At 40.3% G+C, this 22574-nt stretch carries 20 protein-coding genes; 16 read left to right on the forward strand and 4 right to left on the reverse strand.

Going from position 1 to position 22574, the window contains the following annotated elements; all coding sequences use genetic code 11:
* Positions 1–291: 291 nt before the first annotated feature.
* A complete protein-coding gene (gene speB, locus AC2YHV_RS12305; RefSeq protein WP_098864306.1) occupies positions 292–1260 on the reverse strand; it encodes an agmatinase in 969 nt (322 codons plus the stop codon).
* A gap of 412 nt (positions 1261–1672) precedes the next feature.
* Here speB and AC2YHV_RS12310 point away from each other — a divergent pair, with 412 nt between their 5' ends.
* A complete protein-coding gene (locus tag AC2YHV_RS12310) occupies positions 1673–3019 on the forward strand; it encodes an APC family permease (protein ID WP_487373292.1) in 1347 nt (448 codons plus the stop codon).
* A gap of 631 nt (positions 3020–3650) precedes the next feature.
* Here AC2YHV_RS12310 and AC2YHV_RS12315 read toward each other — a convergent pair.
* Positions 3651–4505: a MurR/RpiR family transcriptional regulator gene (locus AC2YHV_RS12315; protein ID WP_487373332.1), complete on the reverse strand. Its 855-nt coding sequence runs from the start codon at positions 4503–4505 to the stop codon at positions 3651–3653.
* Positions 4506–4721: 216 nt separating this feature from the next.
* On the opposite strand from AC2YHV_RS12315, the gene AC2YHV_RS12320 reads away from it, so the two are divergent.
* From AC2YHV_RS12320 to AC2YHV_RS12350, 7 genes are all read left to right on the forward strand, one after another.
* Positions 4722–5126, forward strand: coding sequence for a PTS sugar transporter subunit IIA (locus tag AC2YHV_RS12320; protein WP_063575813.1), 405 nt, complete (start codon positions 4722–4724; stop codon positions 5124–5126).
* Positions 5126–5596 carry a PTS sugar transporter subunit IIB gene (locus AC2YHV_RS12325; RefSeq protein WP_487373293.1) on the forward strand — a complete coding sequence of 157 codons (471 nt, stop codon included), beginning with the start codon at positions 5126–5128 and terminating at the stop codon, positions 5594–5596. Before AC2YHV_RS12320 ends, AC2YHV_RS12325 begins: the two co-directional genes overlap by 1 nt.
* 39 nt (positions 5597–5635) lie before the next feature.
* Positions 5636–7222 carry a PTS system mannose/fructose/sorbose family transporter subunit IID gene (locus tag AC2YHV_RS12330; protein ID WP_487373294.1) on the forward strand — a complete coding sequence of 529 codons (1587 nt, stop codon included), beginning with the start codon at positions 5636–5638 and terminating at the stop codon, positions 7220–7222.
* Positions 7223–7231: 9 nt separating this feature from the next.
* Positions 7232–7933, forward strand: a complete 702-nt coding sequence (locus AC2YHV_RS12335) for an N-acetylmannosamine-6-phosphate 2-epimerase (RefSeq protein WP_063577687.1) — start codon at positions 7232–7234, stop codon at positions 7931–7933.
* Positions 7934–8302: 369 nt separating this feature from the next.
* On the forward strand, positions 8303–9580 hold the full coding sequence (locus AC2YHV_RS12340) for a Glu/Leu/Phe/Val family dehydrogenase (protein WP_487373295.1): 1278 nt from the start codon (positions 8303–8305) through the stop codon (positions 9578–9580).
* A gap of 34 nt (positions 9581–9614) precedes the next feature.
* The gene (locus tag AC2YHV_RS12345) at positions 9615–9905 is read left to right on the forward strand and encodes an SAV0927 family protein (protein WP_034307765.1); all 291 of its coding nucleotides are present in this window, start codon (positions 9615–9617) and stop codon (positions 9903–9905) included.
* A 17-nt stretch (positions 9906–9922) separates the two neighbouring features.
* Positions 9923–10171, forward strand: a complete 249-nt coding sequence (locus AC2YHV_RS12350; protein WP_487373296.1) for a biotin/lipoyl attachment domain-containing protein — start codon at positions 9923–9925, stop codon at positions 10169–10171.
* Positions 10172–10473: 302 nt separating this feature from the next.
* On the opposite strand, the gene AC2YHV_RS12355 is transcribed toward AC2YHV_RS12350, so the two are convergent.
* Complete coding sequence (locus AC2YHV_RS12355; RefSeq protein ID WP_098865372.1) at positions 10474–11214, reverse strand: IclR family transcriptional regulator; 741 nt, start codon at positions 11212–11214, stop codon at positions 10474–10476.
* A gap of 175 nt (positions 11215–11389) precedes the next feature.
* Between AC2YHV_RS12355 and AC2YHV_RS12360 the strand changes: the two genes are divergently transcribed.
* The 8 genes from AC2YHV_RS12360 to AC2YHV_RS12395 all read left to right on the forward strand — a co-directional run bounded on the left by AC2YHV_RS12360 (position 11390) and on the right by AC2YHV_RS12395 (position 20202).
* Positions 11390–12268 (forward strand): dimethylarginine dimethylaminohydrolase family protein, encoded by an 879-nt coding sequence (locus AC2YHV_RS12360; RefSeq protein WP_487373333.1) that lies wholly within the window; start codon positions 11390–11392, stop codon positions 12266–12268.
* Positions 12265–13881 (forward strand): M20/M25/M40 family metallo-hydrolase, encoded by a 1617-nt coding sequence (locus tag AC2YHV_RS12365; RefSeq protein WP_487373297.1) that lies wholly within the window; start codon positions 12265–12267, stop codon positions 13879–13881. The genes AC2YHV_RS12360 and AC2YHV_RS12365 overlap by 4 nt, the downstream gene beginning before the upstream one ends.
* A 55-nt stretch (positions 13882–13936) precedes the next feature.
* Positions 13937–15391 (forward strand): YfcC family protein, encoded by a 1455-nt coding sequence (locus AC2YHV_RS12370; protein WP_487373298.1) that lies wholly within the window; start codon positions 13937–13939, stop codon positions 15389–15391.
* 50 nt (positions 15392–15441) lie between these two features.
* Positions 15442–16629: an amidohydrolase gene (locus AC2YHV_RS12375; protein WP_487373299.1), complete on the forward strand. Its 1188-nt coding sequence runs from the start codon at positions 15442–15444 to the stop codon at positions 16627–16629.
* A gap of 180 nt (positions 16630–16809) precedes the next feature.
* A complete protein-coding gene (locus AC2YHV_RS12380) occupies positions 16810–17571 on the forward strand; it encodes a dimethylarginine dimethylaminohydrolase family protein (protein WP_487373300.1) in 762 nt (253 codons plus the stop codon).
* 51 nt (positions 17572–17622) lie between these two features.
* Positions 17623–19038 (forward strand): amino acid permease, encoded by a 1416-nt coding sequence (locus tag AC2YHV_RS12385; protein ID WP_400448189.1) that lies wholly within the window; start codon positions 17623–17625, stop codon positions 19036–19038.
* Positions 19039–19303: 265 nt separating this feature from the next.
* Complete coding sequence (locus tag AC2YHV_RS12390; protein WP_487373301.1) at positions 19304–19642, forward strand: SRPBCC domain-containing protein; 339 nt, start codon at positions 19304–19306, stop codon at positions 19640–19642.
* A 221-nt stretch (positions 19643–19863) separates the two neighbouring features.
* Positions 19864–20202, forward strand: coding sequence for a VOC family protein (locus AC2YHV_RS12395; protein WP_487373302.1), 339 nt, complete (start codon positions 19864–19866; stop codon positions 20200–20202).
* A gap of 401 nt (positions 20203–20603) precedes the next feature.
* Here the strand turns inward: AC2YHV_RS12395 and AC2YHV_RS12400 are convergent, their stop codons facing one another.
* Positions 20604–22436, reverse strand: coding sequence for a sigma 54-interacting transcriptional regulator (locus AC2YHV_RS12400; protein ID WP_487373303.1), 1833 nt, complete (start codon positions 22434–22436; stop codon positions 20604–20606).
* Positions 22437–22574 lie beyond the last annotated feature (138 nt).

Below are 22574 nucleotides of genomic sequence, written 5' to 3' on the forward strand. Positions count from 1 at the left end.
ACTCCTGCAGAATAGCTGGCTAGCCGAGACCCCACAGACGCGTCGAGGAGGCTTGGCAGACAGTCGGCGGAAAGGGAGCGGATTTCTGAAATCAGCTGGAACATTTTTGAAGAAAAAAGACTGTAGACAAATTCACTTTCTTCGAATTTGTCTACAGTCTGAGCATCTGTTTTCATAAACAGGTGCTTTTTGAATTTCAGGACTTTTTTATTTTGTACTTAGACTTTTATATCATTAGCTTGGATCTATCTTATCGATTAACAGTATCGGCCTATATGGCCAGTGTTTGTCCTATAAACTTTTTTCGGCTGAATTCTCCTTTTTTTCTTCTTCTTTTAGTTGTAAGGCTACTAGACTGGCAAAGTCATGAATGATGGTGGCTGCCAATAGTGATGTAATTTGTGTTGGATCATACGGCGGGAGGACTTCCACCAGGTCGAACCCAATAAAGTTGAATCCTTGCAGAGAGCGTATCATCTCAAGGGTTTCAAAGCTATTTAGACCGCCGACCTCCAATGTGCCAGTTCCAGGAGCGCAGGATGGATCGACAAAATCAATATCGAATGTCAAGAAACATGGTGTATCCCCAATGGTTTTCTTGACTTCCTTCACGACATCTTCTATTCCTCTCTTCTTCAGCTCCGGCGTAGTTATCACATTGTACCCTAGTTCTGTACTGGAATCTAAATCTCCTGGATGATTGAGCGTACCTCTGATGCCAATCTGGAAAACTTTATCCGTTTGGAGCAAGCCTTCCTCATATGCACGGATAAACGGGGAACCATGCCAGTATTTTTCTTCATAATAAGTATCCCAAGTATCTGTATGTGAATCAAAATGGAGAAGTGCAACAGGACCGTGGATTTTTGCGGCTGCTCTTAAATTAGCCAATGTTACTGAATGATCCCCTCCGATGCCGATTGGAATGATACCGTTTTTCATCAAGTCTCCCATAGCCTTTTCAATTATCTCATAGCTTCGATGTATATTATGGGGAATCACCGAAACGTCCCCAATATCAATGGCATTACATTCGTCAAACGGAAATACCTTGTGAATGGGATGATAAGGAAACAACGTCATGGATGCTTGGCGGACTGCCTGTGGAGCAAACCGGGCTCCTACCCTGAATGAAGCAGCTGTATCAAAAGGCATGCCTACCACTGCCAATTTGGCATTTTCTCTTGTAGAAGGTAAGCGCATAAATGATCCGGTGGTACAAAACTCTGGTTTAACATCAGGTGATAAAGGATATTTCATTTTTCTATTCCTCCATTTTCTTATAACTATAGTAGTTTTGAAACTCATTAAATGAATTCCTATAGATGATTAATCATGCAATTACCATGCCAAGTCACTGTGAGTGATTTAATGAGGGTTTTTACCAGATAACATGGGCTTTGTGTATGCAAAGGCGAATAAGTTATGGGAAATTGAATCGCCGCCGATGAAGAGATACTGAAAGACTTCATATCTGTAAATCAATCATTAGCCGGTAAAAATACAGGAATTAAGGTGTTTTTCGTTTGTCGAAATAAACCGAAATCATATGGCACAGAAATTGCATAAAGGTATACAGGTAAAACTTTTAAAAAAGAGGGAGGCATGGGGATTATTCTAGTTAAGAAATTGAACTCACTGGTTTGAAAGCGGTTTCAAGGAGGAATGATAGGTGGAAAATGAGGTTACATTGAAAAGATCACTGAAATTATGGCAAATCGTTATGATGGGGTTAGCATATATGACCCCCATGGTCGTATTTGATACATTCGGCATTGTATCTGGGATTACGGGCGGCCATGTGCCGACTGCCTATATCGTTGCATTGGTGGGGATGCTTTTTACAGCTGCCAGCTATGGAAAACTTGTAAAGGTTTTTCCTGCTGCAGGTTCTGCCTACACTTATACGCAAAAGGCGATAAACCCGCATTTAGGATTCCTGGTAGGATGGTCCTCGTTGTTAGACTATTTGTTTTTACCTATGGTCAATGCATTGTTGACCAAAATTTATTTGACAGCATTATTTCCAGGAGTTCCTACATGGATTTGGGTAGTATTGTTCGTAGCAATCGTCACCATTCTCAATCTCAGGAGCGTCAATGTACTTGCTAACTTTAATGCGCTTTTTGTTTTAATTCAGGTTGCCATCATGGCAGTGTTCATCATTCTTGTTGTCAAAGGTTTGAATGATGGAGAAGGTACAGGAAAAGTGTTTACATTAATGCCTTTCGTAAATGAAGGGATGGACTTCTCGGCCATAATAACCGGGGCTACGATCCTTTGTTTTTCCTTTTTGGGATTCGATGCGGTAACTACACTATCTGAGGAAACGCCGGATCCGAAAAAAACGATTCCAAAAGCGATATTTTTAACTGCGCTATGGGGTGGAATCATCTTCATTACCGCATCTTTCTTTATTCAGCTCTTTTTTCCGGATATATCCCGTTTTAAGGAACCGGATGCTGCATTACCGGAAATCGCCCTTTATGTAGGCGGGAAGCTATTTCAATCCATTTTTCTTTGTACGACTTTCGTCAATACGCTAGCCTCGGGACTAGCATCACATGCCAGCGTTTCCCGTCTTTTGTATGTTATGGGCCGTGATAAAGTGTTTCCGGAAAAATGGTTTGGATTCATTCATCCCAAGTGGAAAACACCAGCCATTAATGTACTCATAGTTGGAGTCATTTCAATGTCGGCTTTATTCTTTGATTTAGTGACAGCAACGTCACTGATCAACTTTGGTGCATTAATGGCATTTACCTTTGTAAATCTTTCAGTGATCAGCCATTTTATCATTCGGGAAAAGGAGCACCGAACGATAAAGGGGTGTATTAAATACTTAATTATGCCTTTAATTGGAGCTATAGCAATTGGCATTCTATGGATCAACCTTGAGGCAAGTTCCCTAATAATGGGGACAAGTTGGTTCATTATTGGTTTTTGTTATCTATTATATATCACAAAGGCATTCAGGAAGGCACCGCCCCAATACCAAGTTGAAGAAATTCAGCTATGAGATTTTCGAAGGAGAAACTCATCCGATAAGGATGCGTCAGAATGTAGACAAACTTGATGAAAATCGAGTTTGTCTACATTTTTTTTTTGGCTTGTACAAATTTGGACGTTGATTGGAACGTAGGCACTCGCTTTCCGCGGGCTCCCTTAGACTCGCTATTCCCGCAGGAGTCTCGCACCTTCCGTTCCAATCAACTATGTTTAAAAATTTAGATGGAAACTCCTTTTGCCTACAGTCTTTTTTGTTTTAAAATAGAACTATTAAAACTTGAGATGATGAGGATGTTTTCGAAACATAATTCTATTTAGCGAGATCAACATGAAATGATTACTTTAAATCAACTGGTGCAGGCGAATCATTTGGTTCGTAAAATGGAGGCTAACATGAATTTAAAGAAGATGGCCAATTGGACATGGTGAGGTCCAAAAATGCCGCAATCTCTTAACTTTAGGCGAAAATTCAAAGGGAATTTCAAAAGGGGTTCAAAATTTTTTAATTCCGAACCCCTATTGTCTACAAACTGAACGCATCCTAAAAGGATGCGTTTTTTTATATGTAATCCTGAAATGCCTATGAATTATACATATTCACGCCTCTTAACGAAATGTAGTAAAACACATCCTTAAGCAGGTTATCTTCTTAGACGTAGAATTTCTTCACGTGCTTTTTGATAGTTATCTATGGTTTTTTTATCGATTCGATGAAAAACACTTAAGTAAAGAGCATCAACCATGTTAAGTTGCATGATTCTAGATGCTATACTACCGATTCGTTGATCATGTTCGATGTCAGGAAAACAAAGTTGTATACTTGCTATTTTCAATAAAGGCGACTTTGTATAAGCGGTTATTGCCAATACTGGTACGTTTATCTTTTTTGCATATGAAGCCATCTCCAATATATCTTTTGTTTTTCCGGATGTGGAGAAAATGACCAATGCGTCTTCTGATGTGAAATTGGAAATGTAGGAAATCACTGTATGAAAGTCAGTGTTCATTCCTGTAGTAACGCCAAGTTTAGCAAATTTATTACTAGCATCCAATGCAGCCGTAGAGGAGCCCCCAACACCAAAAAAAGCAATTTTCTTTGCTTGGCTTAAGCATTCTACTGCTTTTTCAAACTCTTTTTTGTTAAGCGTTTGTACTAAAGAGTCTAAAGCGAATTTATTGCTCATAGTTACTTTTTGGAAAAGTTGATAGGGCGTATCATTTTCACGCAGTAAAGAAAGATCATTAATGTTGGCACTATTTGAACTCATTTCTTTCACCAATGTATGTTGAAAGGTTTTAAAGCTGTCTATACCCATTCTTTTACAAAAACGCACAACACTAGCTTGGGAAACATTTGCGTTGGTTGATATTTCAGAAATCGTGTAAGTTTGCACCAAATCCGCATGGTCCAATATATATTTGGCTACTTGCCGTTCAGCACGAGACAAGGAATCGGCTTTTTCATTTATTTTTTGTAATAAAGTTAAGCTCATGATATGTCTCCTTTATTAAATATTTTATTAAATGATGTAAATCCCTATTGTTTCATTTATATCATAAATGAAATGTTTTTTGCACATAATGCAAAAAAAAATGCCATAATTGAAATTTTATTTCTTATATTTTTAATAAAACCTTGATTTTTTAATTCTTTTTCAATAAGATTGGTTTGTTTGAATATTCAAAAAATTACGTTATAAGGAGGAGATAGTTTGAATCGGGCCATTTTACTTGTAAGTCATGGGAATTTAGCTTCGACTATGAAAGACTGTGTAGAGCTTATAGCAGGGAAACAGAAGCAACTCTTTGCATTGAGCATGGATGATCAAGTAACGTTAGATTCATTTGCAAGAGAACTGGAATCGGCAGTCAATCAATTGTTGGATTGGTACAAAGAAATAATCATTCTGGCAGATATTAAAGGGGGCACCCCATGCAATGCAGCTACACTTCAAGTGTTGAAAGATAGTCGGGTACAAGTAATCGCTGGTTTTCATTTAGGTTTAGTTATTGAATCTTGCCTTTCACCTGTAAGTCCCGAAGAGCTTATAGCAAATACCTCTATGAGTATTAGCTATATAAACTCTACAGTTAACCCCATAAAGGAGGAATTGTAATGAGTATCGTTGTTACCCGTATCGATGAACGACTCATACATGGGCAAGTTGCTTATTCATGGAGTGTTGCTTATCAAGTCACAGAATTTATTGTAATTGATGATAGGGTTGCAGCCGACCCTACACAACATTTGTTACTAAGCTTGGCAGTACCTTCGGGGAAAAGACATGCTATCCTTTCTGTCGAAGATGCAGTCAAATATCTGATTGAGCAGTCTGATCAGGAAAAAACGTTTATTGTAGTAAAAAGTCCTCGAGTCCTTTTATCTCTCATTGAAAAAGGTATCATTCTGCCTTCTATAAATGTAGGTGGCATGTACTATAAAGTAGGAAAACAGGAAATAAGTAAAACAGTCTATTTGGATGAAGAAGATAAATCTTTTTTTCTCAAGATTAGAGATCACGGGATCCCTTGTGAGATCAGAACCTCTCCTAATGATAAATCGATTGATTTATTCACCAAGATTTAAAGGTCGAAAAGATAGTCAGAGTAAAAAGGGGGAGGAAAAGTGGAAATTGAGTTAATATCAGCGATTTTGTTAAGTGGTTTTGTTGCAATTCTCATGACCGAAAATTATGGATATGGATATTGGATGATTAGCCGTCCCATTTTTGCTGGGCCATTGTTAGGACTAATAATGGGAGACCTACAGACTGGATTGATTGTAGGGGCCAGTGTGGAATTGATGTTTATGGGGGTCTTGCCCATTGGAGGTAGTGTTCCTCCTAATGCACAAATTGCTGGTCTAATTGGAACTATTTTCGCGATTAGTGCTGGGGGGAAGCCTGAGGTTGGAATTGCTCTGGCATTACCAATCGGTATTTTAGCACAATTTTTAATCATGCTAGCTTGGAACTTTAATATTTATCTAGTGCATCGGGCAGACAATGCTTTACAAGAGCTAAATCTAAAAAGGGCAGAACGGCTTCACCTTTTTGGAATAATCGTTTTTTTTACAGTGATGTTCATTCCAACTTTTTTAGCCGTTTATTTTGGCAGTGAATTTGTAAATAATATCGTAGGCTCAATGCCTTCTTGGTTTATGGAAGGGTTAAAGATTACAGCAGGGATCCTACCTGCAATTGGAATGGCCATGCTCCTGAAAATGATGAACTTCAAGAAGTTTTGGTCATTTTTCCTAATTGGATTTGTTCTGGCAGTCTACTTGGAACTAAATGTACTTTCGATAGCCTTTTTGGGTCTTGGAATCGCGGTCAGCATTACAGCAGTGGGAACGAAAGGAAATGATAGTGGAATTTCCCGTGATTCCTCCCGCAAGAGTACAGCTAAAACGACGATTCTGACAAGGAAAGATTTAATGAAAACATTCTTCCGCACTTTCTTCAGTATGACGTCTATAAATTATGAGCGTTATGGCAGTTTAGGATTCTGCTATGCGATATTGCCGGCACTCAAAAAACTCTATCCAAATAATCAGGATTTAAAAGAATCGGTTGTTCGTCATAATGAATTTTTTAACTGCCATCCGTATACTTCCAATGCCATCATAGGTGTTACTCTTGCCCTTGAAGAACAACGGGCACAAGGTAATCCCATCACATCCGACACAATTTCTTCTACGAAAGCCGCATTGATGGGACCGCTCTCTGGAATTGGCGATTCTGTTTTTAAAGCAACTTTTATGACCATTTTTGCTGCAATCGGCGCTGGTTTGGCGTTGGATGGAAATTCACTTGGACCCATTATATTTATTGTGCCAAACGTCTTGCTCAATATTTTTTCTCGTTACTACGGTATTGTCTATGGGTACCAGTTTGGGATAAGCCTCATCCTTAAAATGAAAGACTCTGATGTGCTAAATAAGTTTGTTCAGGGAGCTACCATTGTAGGATTAATGGTAACAGGATCAATGGTAGTGAATTTTGTTAAAGTGACCGTGGCTGCTAAATGGAACTTTGGTGGAAAAGAAATAAATTTACAAGAACTTCTTGATTCAATTTTACCTGGGCTTTTACCGCTCCTTTTAACACTTGGTTTCTTATGGGCATTACTTAAATATCAAAAAGCTATCTACTGGTTAATCCTCCTTTGCTTTATGGTAGGATTAGCTGGTAAATTCTTGGGGGTTGTTTAGGTGGTAATTATGGATAAAAAAAACGTACTGGAATCTATTAAGAATGGATTGATAGTTTCGTGCCAGGCTAGAAGGGGATGGCCGATGTATGGGGCGGAAATCATGGGCGCATTAAGCAAGGCTGCAGAAAAAGGAGGCGCAGTTGGTATTAGGGCTACCGGGCCAGAAAATATTAAAGCGATTAAAAAGGTAACAAAATTGCCTGTATTAGGTATTCACAAGCAATGGACCGAAGAATGTGAGGTATATATTACTCCTACCTATGAAAGTGCTATAAGCATTATTGAGGCTGGAGCGTCAATCGTAGCATTAGATGGGACTCAACGAAAGCGCCCCCATGGAGAAACGGTAGAAAGAATTATAGGTAAAATCAATAGTGAGCATCCCAATATTTTAGTGATGGCAGATTGTGCGACTTTTGAAGAGGGACTAATCGCAGAAAAATTCGGTGCTGATATAATATCAACCACATTGTGTGGGTATACAGAGGAAACAAAATACGTGAAGGAGGTTGATTATGACCTTATTCGAAAACTCTCTTCTGCCTTAAATATCCCCATCATCGCTGAAGGGCATATTCATACGAAAGATCATGCTAGAAAAGCTATTGAAAGTGGAGCTTTTGCAGTCGTAGTAGGAACGGCCATTACTCGCCCGGAAATTATCACAAAAAGGTTTGTAGATGAGTTAAACCTGTTGGTTGGAAAATAGAAGTTTCAATATATTTATATTTTGAGTATTTTTTAAGATTTCAGTTGGTTCCTAGGATTGACTGCCATTGATTAGATTTGTACCATCATTTGGCATCTGCTACAGGTCAACACTTTCTTTTTCAGGATAAACAAAAAAAGAGCACTCAATGAATGTTTATACATTTATCTGGTGCTTTTTTTTTGTATTTAATCATCATTTTTTACATATGCAAATCTGAATTGCTTATGAATTAATACATATGTCCTGATGTATTGTATGTGTGATATGGGTGAGGACAGATGGCGGTATGGTGCCATTCATACAATATCCTCAAAGCTGGCATGAAAGTTGCTTAATAAGTAATAAGAATAAAAGTGAGGTGCTAAAATGTCAGAGGAAATTAAGGTTATTGAAAAACGTCAATTGGATAATCCACTGCAAGAATTCCAGGATATCTTAAAAGAAGCGATTCATGTTTTGGACTATCCAGAGCAGGTTTTTGATTTTTTGAAAGCGCCAATGCGTTTTCTGGAAGTCTGTATTCCTATTCAAATGGATAATGGCGAGACAAGGATGTTTCAAGGGTATCGTGCTCAACATAATGATGCAGCCGGTCCAACGAAAGGGGGAATCCGGTTTCACCCGGATGTCACTCCTGAAGAAGTTAAGGCATTGGCCGGATGGATGAGCTTGAAATGCGGAATAACCGATCTTCCATACGGAGGGGCAAAAGGCGGCATTGTGTGTGATCCGAGACAGATGAGTTCATCTGAGCTTGAACGATTAAGCAGAGGGTATGTCAGGGCAGTAAGTCAAATAGTGGGCCCTACAAAAGATATCCCGGCACCAGATATGTATACGAATTCACAAATCATGGCCTGGATGCTGGATGAATATGATCACATCAGGGAATTCGATTCACCGGGCTTCATTACAGGAAAGCCTCTGAGATTAGGAGGTTCGAAGGGCAGGGAAAAAGCCACTTCCAAGGGCGTATTATATACACTTCAAATGATTTGTGATTTAAAGGGGATTCCCATTGAAGGCATGCGGGTAATCATCCAGGGATTCGGGAATGTTGGCAGTCATTTAGCATTGTATTTACATGAAATGGGGGCAAAGGTTGTCGGAATAGCGGATGAACTTGGAGGTTTATATGATCCGAATGGATTGGACATTCCTTACCTTTTGGAGAAAAGGGACTCTTTTGGGGTCGTTTCGAACTTATACAAAGATTCATTATCCAATCAAGAATTATTGGAAAAAGAGTGTGATGTGCTGATCCCCGCAGCCATTAGCGGAGTGGTGAATAAGGATAATGCAAAACGACTAAAATGTGAAATCCTGATTGAAGCAGCAAATGGGCCGACGACAAAGGAAGCGATCAAGATTCTCGATGATAAAGGTATAGTGCTAGTCCCGGATATTTTGGCGAATTCAGGAGGGGTAATTGTCTCGTATTTTGAATGGTGCCAGAACAATCAAGGTTATTACTGGACGGAAGAGCTTGTAGATGAACGATTGAAGGAAAAGATAACGGCCAGCTTTTTGAATGTCTACCATACTTCACAAAAATATTCCGTGAACATGAAAGTGGCTGCTTATATTGAAGGGATTCGCAAAATAGCAGAAGCATCCCAGCTTCGGGGGTGGATAAGGTTCTGAACGAATTAGGGTTTACAAGAAAGGAGGCAATCCGTTGAATTTTGATATTCTTTCCGAAAATAAAGAAAACCAGGCTATTCATCATTATTGCTTATTGTCACAAGATTATAGATATGATGTAACCATTGTATATTCGGCCCAGTTTTTCGGTAAAGCAATGGTGACTTCCATGCAAAGCGGAAGAATGATCCTGCTTTGTGCCAATGATATTAATTTAGATCAGTACTGGGCTCCGACCCTTGGCATTGAACAAGAAGATATATCTGAGTTCCAAAACTTTCTAAGGTTAGTTTTACAAACCCCATTTCATTTTGAAGAATACTGAAGGAAGGAATGATGTAAATGTACGTTGATGTGATTCTTAGCCCTTGTGATGGCAAGATTGAAAAAATTTCAATATCCAAAAATTCCAGATTTTACGAATGGGAACAATTATTTCAGATTAAGAAGGCAGATGGAAGTGTGGAAATCATTGATATTGGTGTCAGCGGGAAAATAGAAACTTTGGAGGTATTGGAGGGCGAACCAGTGGTGGCCGGCGAGGTCCTCGCCTATTTTAAAGAAGATTTATTTGTGACCGGCAGCGATTAATATAAAACGAAAGGCTGTTTTCGCATACTTTGTTGCTATTTACGAAGTAGTGCAGTGTGGTTGATTTCCCCTCCAGGTGCTCGCTTTCCTTGGTGCGGGCGGTGAGCCTCCTCGGAGTAAACGCCTGTGGGGTCTCACCTGTCCCGCAGCTCCCGCAGGAGTCTCGCACTTCCGCTCCAATCAACCTAAAATAGTTTCGTTTTAAAAACAACAATCTTTACGAAAAGAGCCAAACAAAAAGAAGATGATATGATTCATCTTCTTTTTGTTTTATCCGATAATCCTCCACTTCTCTCTTATTATCATGGTCCCCTATACCCCAATTTTGCAGAAACCCGATTCCCAGTTTCCATCACATTCTTAATGAGGAAATCGAGTCTTTCATCTGTCAGGTTAAAACTGACAAAACCAATGCTCACCGCACCGTGAACCTCCCCGAAATGGTTCAATATCGGTACGGCAACAGAACAGGTTCCCTCTGTTCTTTCACTGTGACTGATCCCATGTCCCTTCGTTTTAGTCTCTTGCAATATATCCCAAAAAGCTGCTCTTTCTTTAGTTGGCAGAAGAGCATCTACGATTTTTTTCGTTTGATTATATGGCATATAGGCGAGCATCGCTTTATTGGCAGCCCCGATATGCATAGGTACACGTGAGCCAAGCTGGTCATAAACCCGGATTTGGCTCTTTTCACTGTCGATCCTTTCGATAACGAGTGATTCCATCCCGATTGGTTGGCTTAGATAGACGCTTTCCTCCACTTTGTTCATAAGCCTTTCGAGTTCAGGTCTTATTTGACTAATGTAATCCATTTTGTCATACATGCGTAAACCATATTCGAGCCAAATATTCCCCAAACCATATTGTTTGGATTGCCCGTCCTGTTGAATTAATCCATGCAAGGACATTGCCTTTAACAAACGATGCATGGAGCTGACAGGAAGATCACATTCTTGGGAAAGTTCCGTAATTGACAGCCAGTTTTCCGAAGAATTGGATACCAGCACCTTTATAACGTTCATGGCGCGGTCGATTGATTGCATATAAAAACCACCTATCTTTCCATACAAGTTAAATAAAAAGTTAATTTATTTGAAAATTTAAAACATATTGACATTATATCAAAACTAAATTTATAATAAAAGAAAAATTCCTATTGGCGGAAACGTTTTCCGCTATGCGGAAAAGGAGGGGGAGGCAGTGACATTTTGTTCGTCCATGTACAAACCATTGGAACGTGTCATTGTAAAACATCCGAAAGAAGCTTTTATTAGTCAAGAGCATTTAAGCCAAACATGGGAGAACTTCAACTTTTTGGAAGAGCCAGATTTCAACGAAGCGCTAACAGAGTATGGTGACTTTATATCCATTTTGGAGAAATATGTCCCAAACATCGATTATTTGCCAGCATCTTCGGTAGTTGGCATTGACTCCTTATATGCGCATGACCCAGTCAAATTTACTAGCCAAGGGGCCATTATTTTAAAGTCGGGGAAAGAATCGAGGCAGCCTGAAGCGACTGTATACAAGGAATACTGTAAGGAAAAGAACATCCCGATCATTGGGTATTTAACGGGTGATGCGGTCGCGGATGGCGGTGATATCGTTTGGCTTGATGATAAGACCTTGGTTGTCGGGCATGGTTATCGTACAAACGCTGAAGCTATTCGGCAATTAAAGGAAATGACCGCACATCTTGTGGATGAATTCATTGTAGTTCAGCTTCCGCATGATCAAGGAGAGGCAGAGTGTCTCCATCTCATGTCTTTCATCAGCATGGTCGACCATGATTTAGCGGTAGTTCATTCCCGCCTTATGCCTGTCTTTTTCAGAAAACTGCTTATTGAACGAGGCATTCAGCTTATCGAAGTGCCGATTGATGAGTACTTGAACTTGGGGTGTAATGTGCTTGCCATAGCTCCGCGGGTTTGCGTGATACCTTCTGGTAACGCTTACACGAAGCAAAAGTTAATTGATGCGGGAGCGACAGTTTATGAGTACAAAGGAACTGAAATCAGTTTTAAGGGCACTGGAGGTCCTACCTGTTTAACCTGCCCGGTGGTGCGTACAAATATTGATAAAGGGGGATTGAAATGAGTCAATTACTATGGGATACTCCAGAAACGCTCCGTGCTTTGTTGTGTGAACTTGTTAGCTGGGAAAGCCGGACTCTTACACCAGGGGAGCGAATGTTCCCTTATAAGGTGCAAGAGAAATTAAGGGAGCTTGATTATTTTAAAAGGAACCCGGCACACTTATCGCTTCACGAGGCAGATTTAGGAAGGAATTTTGTCAATGCCTTTTATAAACATCCCGATAGCAAGGAGACCGTAGTATTAATTAGCCATTTTGATACGGTTCATACTGAAGAATACGGTGACCTTGAGACTCTTGCATTTCAACCAGAGGAGCTCACGAAAAAACTTCATGATAGGAAAGATGATCTGCCGGAAGAAGCGCGCATTGATCTGGAATCAGGAAAGTACTTGTTTGGTAGAGGAACGATGGATATGAAAATGGGGCTTGCCCTTCATATGGCTATCATCGAAAAGGCAAGCATCGAACAATGGCCGATCAATCTCCTGCTGTTAACGGTTCCGGATGAGGAAGTGAATTCTGCGGGAATGAGGGCTGCAGTTAAAGAACTTGTGGCTTTACGTGATAAATATGACCTTTCCTATAAAATGTTTTTTAATAGTGAACCGTCCTTTTCACAGAAACCGGGTGATAATAATCATTATATTTATTCCGGAACTTTGGGGAAAATCATGCCCGCTGCCCTTTTTTATGGGAAAGAAACTCATGTAGGAGAGCCATTAAAGGGCATAACCGCCAACTATATAGCCTCGTTTCTCACGCAGCTCATGGAGTGGAACACTCTTTTTCTGGAAAGTGACCTTGGCGAGGAAACACCTTTACCAGTATCGCTTCAGCAAAAAGATCTAAAACTACAATATTCAACACAGACACCTTATCGGGCAGCCGCGCTTTATAATGTGTTCATCATGAAAAGAACAGCTGCAGAAATAATGGATCTATTCGAGCAGGTTGCGAACGAAGCAGCGATGAAATGCAATGAATCTTATAAAGAACTTTGCCTGCGTGAAGAAATTGAAGGTGTGGGCGAAGTACAAGTATTGCGCTACGAAAAGTTACTTTCATATGCCGAGGGCAAATTTGGCGGGGGTTTTGTTGAGCAAATAAAGAGTGAAGTTAAAGGAAACAAGGATTTGGATGAACGGGAAAAATCAGTGCGGATCGCTGAAAAATTGATGATACAATGTCAGGAGCTATCACCCGCCATTGTATTGCTGTTCGCACCGCCATATTATCCAGCCGTCAATTCGTCCGATGATCCGCTTATCATCGAATCTGTGAAATTAATGAAGGAGACTGCCAGAAAGTTTGATGAAGAAGTCAGCCAAATTCATTATTTTAATGGCCTTTGCGATTTAAGCTATGTTCAATATACTGATGATTCTGACGGCTGGACGGCTTTTGAAAAAAATACACCAGTCTGGGGCGATACTTACAGCATTCCTTTTGCCGATATGCAAAAACTTCAGGCACCCGTACTTAATGTGGGGCCGTTCGGCAAGGATGCCCATCAGCGTACTGAGCGCCTTCACATCGATAGCGCCTTTGTCCATACGCCCGTTTTGCTTGAGAAGTTAATAAAGAGTATGTTTAAGTGTTTGGTTGAGAAGTGATGGTCCGACAGGAAAACTGGATTAATAGCATTAAACTTTAACTGGGGGTATTAAGATGAATAACCTTCCTAATGGTCCAATCACTTCCAAGCCGCTTAACCAGAATAATAAGCCACTTAACCAACTAACGGAGTTGCCGGAAAAAGGGGTAAATCCTTTTGTATTAATGTTTATCGTAATTGTGATAGTGACGGTTCTAACCTATATCTTACCAGCAGGCAAATATGAAAGAATTGAAAAGGATGGCCGAAGTGTAGTCGATCCCACTTCTTTTGAATTCGTAGAATCAACACCTGTGGGATTATTGGAAATGTTCAGCAGTATTCATGCAGGGATGATTGAAGGAGCGTCAATTATCTTGTTCGTCTTTTTGTTTGGGGGAGCACTGGGAATCATGCAGGCAACAGGAGCACTGGATTCCTTCATTAAGTTTGTGGCTGTCCGATTCGGAACAAAAGAAAAATTGCTTATTCCGTTGATGGTATTAATCTTCGCATCATTAGGGACACTGATCGGCTCTGCTGAAGATGCATTAGTTTATATCGCCATCATTGTTCCGATGACGATCGCATTAGGCTTTGATGCACTTACTGGTTTTGCGATCGTCATCCTTGGAACATTGGCGACTGGATTCATTTCGGGCATTACGAACCCATTTAATGTTGGAGTTGCCCAAAGCATTGCAGAATTGCCCATGTATTCGGGAATGGGATTGCGAATCGCTCTTCTTGCAGTTTTTTATGTCGTTACAGTATTGTACATCTATTTTCATGCAATGAAGGTTAAAAGGAACCCTGAACTGGGGGAGTATGGGAAATTCAGGCGTGAAGAACATGGACAACTTGATAAAAACTTTAGGATGAGCAAGAGACATAGCGCTGCTTTAATTATTTTATTGGTGAATTTCATCCTATTAGTCTATGGAGTTATTAAATTAGGATGGTATATAAGTGAAATTGGCGGCTTGTTTTTATTAAGCGGGATCATAATGGGCCTAATCGGAGGCTTGACTCCGTCCAAGATGGCTAATGGTTTTATTTCAGGAGCAGGCGATATGGTTTCCGGGGCATTGATAATAGGTGTTGCTCAGACAATCTTGGTCATCATTACAAGTGGCGGATTGCTTGATACCATTTTATATTATGCTGCAGGATTGGTTGAGCAGCTTCCTCCCGCCATAAATGCAATCGGAATGTTCATTGTCCAATTATTCCTTAACTTCATTGTTCCTTCAGGAAGCGGACAAGCAGCATTGACGATGCCGATCATGGCTCCATTAGCGGATTTAATGGGTGTGACAAGACAAACGGCAGTTTTAGCTTTTCAATTAGGGGATGGGATTTCAAATATGATATTTCCGACTTCTGGAGTGCTATTGGCTGGACTGGCAGTGGCCGGCATATCATTTACGAAATGGGTAAAATGGGTATTTCCCTATCTTTTGATTCAGGTTGCCGTAGCGATTATCTTTTTGATCATTGCTCAAAGCATACAGTATGGCCCTTTTTAATGATCTAAAAAATCTGAATATTAGCACTAAGTATCTAGGAGGCATTTATGATGAAGACAATACAGGAGACAGTTGTGGATGAAGTGATTTCATGGAGACGTCATTTTCATGAAAATCCGGAGCTCTCGTATCAGGAACACCAAACATCCGAATTCATTTATAGGAAATTAAAAACCTTTACAGGATTAGAAGTGACAAGACCTACCGAAACGAGTGTTTTAGCGGTTCTCAAAGGAGCAAAAAAATCACCCCGAAAATCGAATACCATTTCTTTTCGTGCAGATATTGATGCACTCCCGATTGAAGAGGAAGCAGATATTGAATATAAATCAAAAAATCCTGGGGTTATGCATGCATGCGGACATGATGCACATGCTGCGATGTTATTAGGTGCTGCAAAAGTCCTCTCCGGGAAAATAGAAGAGATTAATGGAGAAATTAGGTTCGTTTTCCAACATGCCGAAGAGGTTCTGCCAGGAGGAGCTCAGGAATTGGTGAAAAAAGGGGTCATGGAAGGAGTGGATTATGCATTTGCATTGCATGTTACTCCTTATGAACGAACAGGAACCATATGTTTAAGGGAAGGGGTATTCTGTGCAGCAGCCGATGATTTTGAAATTAAAATCATAGGGCAGGGCGGTCATGCGTCGACTCCGGAATTAACGGTAGATCCGCTTATCATTGGTGCAGAAATAACGACGAATATTCAACATATCGTTTCCAGAAAAATTTCAGCTCTTAGGACACCTGTCATTTCAGTCACCCAATTCCATTCAGGAAGTGCGCTCAATGTCATACCTGAATATGCAGAAATCGGCGGTACCATTCGTTCCTTGGACGCTGATAGCCGAGTGAAAGCTAGGGAGTATCTAGAGCAAATCGTTAAGGGGATTTCAGAAGCGCATGGGGCAAAATGTGAAGTCACTTGGTATTTAGGGTATCCAGCGGTGGTGAATGATAAAGCTGCCGTTGATATTTCAAGAACGGTCATGGAAGGTATTTTTGAGGAAAATAATATCATCCAGGTTGATGATCCTATGTTTGGGACAGAAGATTTTTCGGCTTTTTCCGAAATCGTTCCCTCTTCCATGCAATTTCTAGGCGTCCATGATAATGAATTTGGAAAAGCTTATCCTTTGCACCATCCTAAATTTAAAATCGATGAGAAGGCTTTAGGGTATGGAGTAAGATATTTTGTAGGCATAGCGGATAAATTATGCGGTCATCAAAATAATTGATAAAGCATGGATTAAGAAGAGACATCCCTTTAGGTAAGTAAGGCTTTCGGTTGTCTTTTCTCTCGCTTTTGTCATAGTTAAGCAACTGCTTGAACAGAAAAAGGTCAAAAAGGAATCTCATTTCAAAAAGGTGAATTTCCCACATTTTAAAAAATATCAACCTATTTAGGAGGAATATATATGTTTAATCACGCGATTGTAAGAAAGATTGGAAAAAGTTTTGTAAATGGCTTAACAACATCGGATTTAGGAAACCCGAATTATGAAAAAGCGCTTTTACAACACGAGGCTTATGTAGAAGCATTAAAACAATGCGGTGTGAAAGTGACCGTTCTCGAATCGGATGAGAGGTATCCTGATTCCACGTTTGTAGAAGATACCGCGGTGTTGACGCCAAAATGTGCCCTTGTAACCAATCCTGGAGCAGAAAGCCGGAATGGTGAGATTAATGAAATGAAAGAAGTTTTAAAGGACTTTTACGACACAATCGAATATATTCAATCTCCAGGTATGTTAGATGGCGGGGATGTAATGCAAGTTGAGGATCACTTCTATGTTGGCCTTTCAACCAGAACGAATGAAGCAGGTGCTCTGCAGTTCAAAGATATCATGGGTAAGTATGGTTATGGCACGACCATCATTCCCCTTAAGAAATTCTTTCATTTAAAAACGGGTGTCAATTATCTGGGAGACAATAATTTATTAGTGGCAGGGGAATTCATTAATCATGAGGCTTTTTCTAGCTTTAATCAAATCATCGTAAAAGAGGAAGAAGAATATTCCGGTAACTGCGTCAGAATGAACGACTGCGTTATTGTTCCGAAAGGGTTTGAGGGTACAAAGAAAAAGATTGAAGAATTGGGATACACAGTGATTGAAGTGGAAATGACTGAATTTCAAAAACAAGATGGCGGCCTTAGTTGTCTCTCATTGAGGTTCTAAGATGGTTTCGGAGAAGGCATAGGCTAATAGATAAGATAAGGACGTGATTATATGGGGTATGGACTGGAGAATAATGATCAGCTGCAACGCTCAATGAAAAGACGCCATTTATTTATGCTTTCACTTGGCGGAGTAATTGGTACAGGCCTTTTTTTAAATGCTGGCTATACGATTAACCAAGCGGGGGCAGGAGGAGCCCTGATCGGTTATCTAGCAGGCGGTCTTATTTTGTATATGGTCATGGTCTGCCTTGGCGAGCTAGCCGTTCATATGCCAGTTACAGGATCCTTCCAAAAATATGCTGCCGAATATATTGGGCCTTCCGCTGGTTTCTCTCTAGGATGGATGTATTTCGTTGGCTCAGCCGCAACTGCAGGAGTTGAATTTACGGCAGCAGGAATATTGATGAAACAATGGTTCCCCCATAGTCCTACCTGGATTTGGTGTGCGGTGTTCATAGTGCTTTTATTTACATTGAATGCATTAACGACAAGAGGTTTTGCAGAGGCGGAATATTGGTTCGCTGGAATAAAAATCGTTGCAGTGATTTTGTTTATCTTGATTGGAATCGCTGGTATCTTTGGTTTTGTCTCTTTATCTGATCGTCCAACCCCATTCTTCGAGAATTTGGCACCTTCTGGTCTATTTCCAGCTGGCGGCATTACAATTATCTTTGTGACAATGATGAATGTAATATTTTCTTATCAAGGCTCAGAACTTATAGGAATAGCGGCAGGTGAAAGTGAAAAACCTGAAGAAAACATTCCTAAAGCCATTCGAAACATACTATTTAGAATCATTGTTTTTTACATTTCATCCATTATCATCCTTTCCGCCATATTCCCTTCTTCGGAATTAGGTTTATTGGAAAGTCCTTTTGTAACTTTGATGAAGATAGCGGGGATTCCTTATGCGGCAGGTATCATGAATTTCATTATATTAACAGCCATTCTTTCAGTGGGGAATTCATGTCTTTATGCATCTACAAGGTTGCTTTGGTCGATGGCCCATGATGGGATGGCACCAAAAGTGTTTGGTCTATTGTCCAAAAGGAAAGTGCCCTTGAATGCCCTTCTTTTTACAATCTGCTTTTCGCTTCTCTCGTTATTGACTAGCTTCATTGCGGCGGATACTGTGTTCGTGATACTAATGTCCATAGCGGGTATCTCCGTCACGATTTCATGGATGGGAATTGCTTTATCGCAATATATGTTTAGAAAGAAATTTATTAAAGCGGGTGGCAAAACGGAAGACTTACAATACATAGTACCGTTTTACCCATTCGTCCCGTTGTTTTGTTTAGGCTTTTGTTCGCTGATTCTAGTATTCCTTGCCTTTGACCCCACTCAAAGAGTTGGACTGTTTTATGGAATAGGATTTTTGGTAGCCTGTATATTATTCTATAAATTTAAATTGGCTAAGAAAGCAGAGTCGAACACGAACTTGGAAAATGAAAAAATATTGTAATAGAGTCCCTATATTGATTGTCCGTTCGTATAAAAGGTTAGCCAGAGTTATTACTGGTTAACCTTTTTTTAATCTTGTAGCTGCGGTCACTTGAATGATTACTTGGGAGGGGAATACTGACATTTTGGCGAAATAGATGGAATATCATATTACGAACATAGGAAGGAGGAATGGGAATTTCTGATAACAAAGTGACTAATAACATCACAACGAGTATAGAGGGGGGATCTCGTCATGTACCGTACCCTTGACGGGCAGCGGGACCTTGTTTTTTCTGAGCACTGGCTGGATGGGGGGACCGAGTGGATGGCAAACGGAAAATCGGGCGTTTAATTTTAAGTCTGACGGCGTATGGCATTATTGCATGCCGTGCACAGATGAAAACCAAGGTGAATTTTATGGCCAAGAATCTTGGGGGAAAGCTGTTTATCAAGAAATAACCGTACCCGGGAAGATTGTCTTAACGGACATGTTTGCAGATGAAGAAGGCAATGCAGCCGACGGTATGCCAGTTATACTGGTAACGTTGACGTTTGTTGAACACGAGGGTAAGACAAAACCCATCATGCGTTCTGGATTCGTTTCAGTCGAGGGGCTGGTATAGTCCAAGGATGTGCCTCGCAATTTTACCGCCTCGACGACCTTCTGGATAAGCTTCAGGAGCTGTGGTAAAAAGGTATGGGTGCTATTTAACAACTCGTGTCATTGCACTTAACATATGCGAATCTTACTTAAGCAGGATCGCTTTTTTCTTATGCAGCTAAGGACAATGAAGCATGTGGAGAGAAGGAAAAGAAAACTATACAATTAAAAATGGGGGAAGTAATGAAAATCAATCACATAAATTTAACTGTTAATAATGTTACAGCTTCACGTGACTTTTTAGAAACATACTTTGGATTGACATGTGCAGGAAGTAGGGGAGATGGGTTCGCTGCAATGAAAGATGATGATGGTTCCATATTGACTCTGATGAAAGGAAGCAATGTACAATACCCCAAAACTTTTCATGTTGGATTCATTCAAGAAAATGAAGAACAAGTTAACAGGATCAATCAGAGGTTGAAGGAGGATGGATTCAAGGTAAAACCTCCACAACACATACACAGATATACTTTCTACGTGGAAGCACCCGGAGGATTTAACGTTGAAGTACTGTGTTAAAAGTATAAGGAGATGAAATGCCGTTTTCTAAAGATGAATTAGGTGGAAAACTGAAAAAGATGGTAGTGAAAGTGCTAAAAATACTGGATTTACACAAAATATTTCTGCAATGGAAATGCAAGAATTTATTCAAAATCAATTGATGGAAAAAATGAAAATACCTACATTCATTGCAATCTAGGGAAGCTCCAAAGTTGGAGCGATGGATGTAGGCATGCTCTAGAAATCCACCATGGATCTCTGAGATACTTGATTTTAAAAAGATCTTCTATGTAGTTGTATATATATGGTTTGATAATAACGAAAAAGCTGACTGCAGGAGCCCGTTCAAAACGGCTCCTGTTATCAGCTTTTCTTTTTTACCATGGGCTCCAATTCGATAATGGGACTGCACGCCGAAATCAAACATGTATGTTTAGCTGTTTGCGGAGACGTTGCATTTCTGAATTGAAATAGGCTTTGCTGTAATCACATCCGACAATTGCTACGATATTGCCGTCATCATCAATGATTGGCGCAAAGCTTGTTTTCCACTCTCCGTACCTGTCTTCGTATATGGGAGTAACACCCGCTTTACCATTAAACGCCTGGTAAGCGACATTGACCATTTCCGGGGGACCCATATATTCTTCCCCCGGTTCAATTACAAAGCCTTTGTCTGCAACAAGGTGAATCAGACGTCCATCCTCCGACATGATAAATATAAAGACCCATTCAATTACGCCTTCCTTTTCTTGAATCATGGTAAGTTTTTGTTTTAATTTCTGGGAATAGGAAGTTTGCCGGTTCATATTTTTTTGTAGACTGATAACCTCTTCAGCTGGAATGATAGCTGCGGTTACAACGGCAACGGATCGAAGCCGCTGGTTTATTTGTTCTTCTAAAATGGCCCGTTTATCCACTGGTGAAAAGCTTGCCTCTTCCATTTTATTTCGTAATTTTTTATATTTCCTGCTCATCGTCGGCTGGCTGACTTCCAATACCTTTGCCGCCAGTTTCAATGATTTATATTGTTCCATCGCCATGTTGATGAGTTGTTCTTCCACAAGGTCAACAGCTTCCTGCAAAGGCATTAGGAAATCGATGACAGGTAGTGAAAGAGGTTTGGGCCCTTTAAATGGAAGCACCTCTTTAACCAAAGCAACATCCACTTCCGGCATTCCGCTAGTAATCACAAGTCTTTCAACTGTATTTTCAAGTTCGCGCACGTTACCGGGCCATTGATAGATGCAAAGCAAGTCGATTGCATCCGGGGTGAACGCTACCTTTCGATTGTACAGTGTATTGTACTTTTGTAAAAAAAACTGAACCAGGTGGGGAATCTCATCCACACGATTTCTTAACGGCGGAAGATGGATAGGCACGACATGAAGACGATAATATAAGTCTTCTCGGAATTCACCTTTTTTCACCATTTTTTCGAGCGATTTATTTGTTGCGGCAATCACTTGAATGTCAACAGGGTGTGAGGTCGTACTTCCAATTGGTGTGACAACTCGTTCCTGAAGGACACGAAGTAGTTTTACCTGTACGTTAAGCGGTAACTCGCCCACTTCATCCAAAAATAAGATACCTTTATGGGCCAGTGTGAATTTTCCCTTGGCGCCTTCTTTCCGTGCGCTGGTAAAAGCCCCTTCTACATAGCCAAACAGTTCGCTTTCAATCAGGTTTTCCGGAATGGCGCCGCAATTGACAGGTATAAATGGTCCGTCGCTTCTATTACCCATATTATGTATGGCCCTGGCGGCTATTTCCTTTCCTACACCGGATTCCCCCAATAAAAGGACGGTTGCGCTGACATCACATACCATTTGCATTTTATGAAGAACATCAAGCATCGGTTTACTGCGGATCACAAATGGAAAAGTTGGCTTTTTCGATTCCGTTAATGGTCCCGATTGCCCCCTTGATGTATCTGGATATGAGTCTTTAATTTCTTTGTAAGCCCAGACCCATGCCCCGGATTCAATTGGGTATGCCGTCATCAGCAGCTCATGACCCTGCCATGAGGACTGCATGATAGATCTTTTCTCATTTTTGCCCATTATCTCTTCTGCCAAGCTTGTGGAAAATAAATCTTGTTCAACATCCTTGATGGAACCACCGACATTAGCGGATTTGATTGTATGGAATAAGGTTTTCCCTGTTCCGGTCGATTTCATGACGGTGCCATTTTTATCTGTCACAATAAGCTGATCGTAAATAGACAAGAGTGCAGAGGTGAAGTGATCCATTTATGTCTACCTGCCTTTCATTTAACTTCCTAGTTTCATATTACAGAAATTTCACAATTGTTCAATAGTTTCAAAAATGAATATTCTTCCTATTGAAAACCCTGTTAGCATAGTGCTTTCTGATTGGCATGGTTATTG

The organism is Peribacillus sp. SRI_006 (genome assembly GCF_057586375.1).

Bases quoted from the DNA above. Each gene is read 5' to 3' on its own strand.
- speB (WP_098864306.1), bottom strand. From the start codon at position 1,260: ATGAAATATCCTTTATCACCTGATGTTAAACCAGAGTTTTGTACCACC.
- AC2YHV_RS12325 (WP_487373293.1), top strand. From the start codon at position 5,126: ATGAGTATCGTTGTTACCCGTATCGATGAACGACTCATACATGGGCAA.
- AC2YHV_RS12335 (WP_063577687.1), top strand. From the start codon at position 7,232: ATGGATAAAAAAAACGTACTGGAATCTATTAAGAATGGATTGATAGTT.
- AC2YHV_RS12340 (WP_487373295.1), top strand. From the start codon at position 8,303: ATGTCAGAGGAAATTAAGGTTATTGAAAAACGTCAATTGGATAATCCA.
- AC2YHV_RS12350 (WP_487373296.1), top strand. From the start codon at position 9,923: ATGTACGTTGATGTGATTCTTAGCCCTTGTGATGGCAAGATTGAAAAA.
- AC2YHV_RS12355 (WP_098865372.1), bottom strand. From the start codon at position 11,214: ATGCAATCAATCGACCGCGCCATGAACGTTATAAAGGTGCTGGTATCC.
- AC2YHV_RS12360 (WP_487373333.1), top strand. From the start codon at position 11,390: ATGTACAAACCATTGGAACGTGTCATTGTAAAACATCCGAAAGAAGCT.
- AC2YHV_RS12365 (WP_487373297.1), top strand. From the start codon at position 12,265: ATGAGTCAATTACTATGGGATACTCCAGAAACGCTCCGTGCTTTGTTG.
- AC2YHV_RS12370 (WP_487373298.1), top strand. From the start codon at position 13,937: ATGAATAACCTTCCTAATGGTCCAATCACTTCCAAGCCGCTTAACCAG.
- AC2YHV_RS12375 (WP_487373299.1), top strand. From the start codon at position 15,442: ATGAAGACAATACAGGAGACAGTTGTGGATGAAGTGATTTCATGGAGA.
- AC2YHV_RS12380 (WP_487373300.1), top strand. From the start codon at position 16,810: ATGTTTAATCACGCGATTGTAAGAAAGATTGGAAAAAGTTTTGTAAAT.
- AC2YHV_RS12385 (WP_400448189.1), top strand. From the start codon at position 17,623: ATGGGGTATGGACTGGAGAATAATGATCAGCTGCAACGCTCAATGAAA.
- AC2YHV_RS12395 (WP_487373302.1), top strand. From the start codon at position 19,864: ATGAAAATCAATCACATAAATTTAACTGTTAATAATGTTACAGCTTCA.
- AC2YHV_RS12400 (WP_487373303.1), bottom strand. From the start codon at position 22,436: ATGGATCACTTCACCTCTGCACTCTTGTCTATTTACGATCAGCTTATT.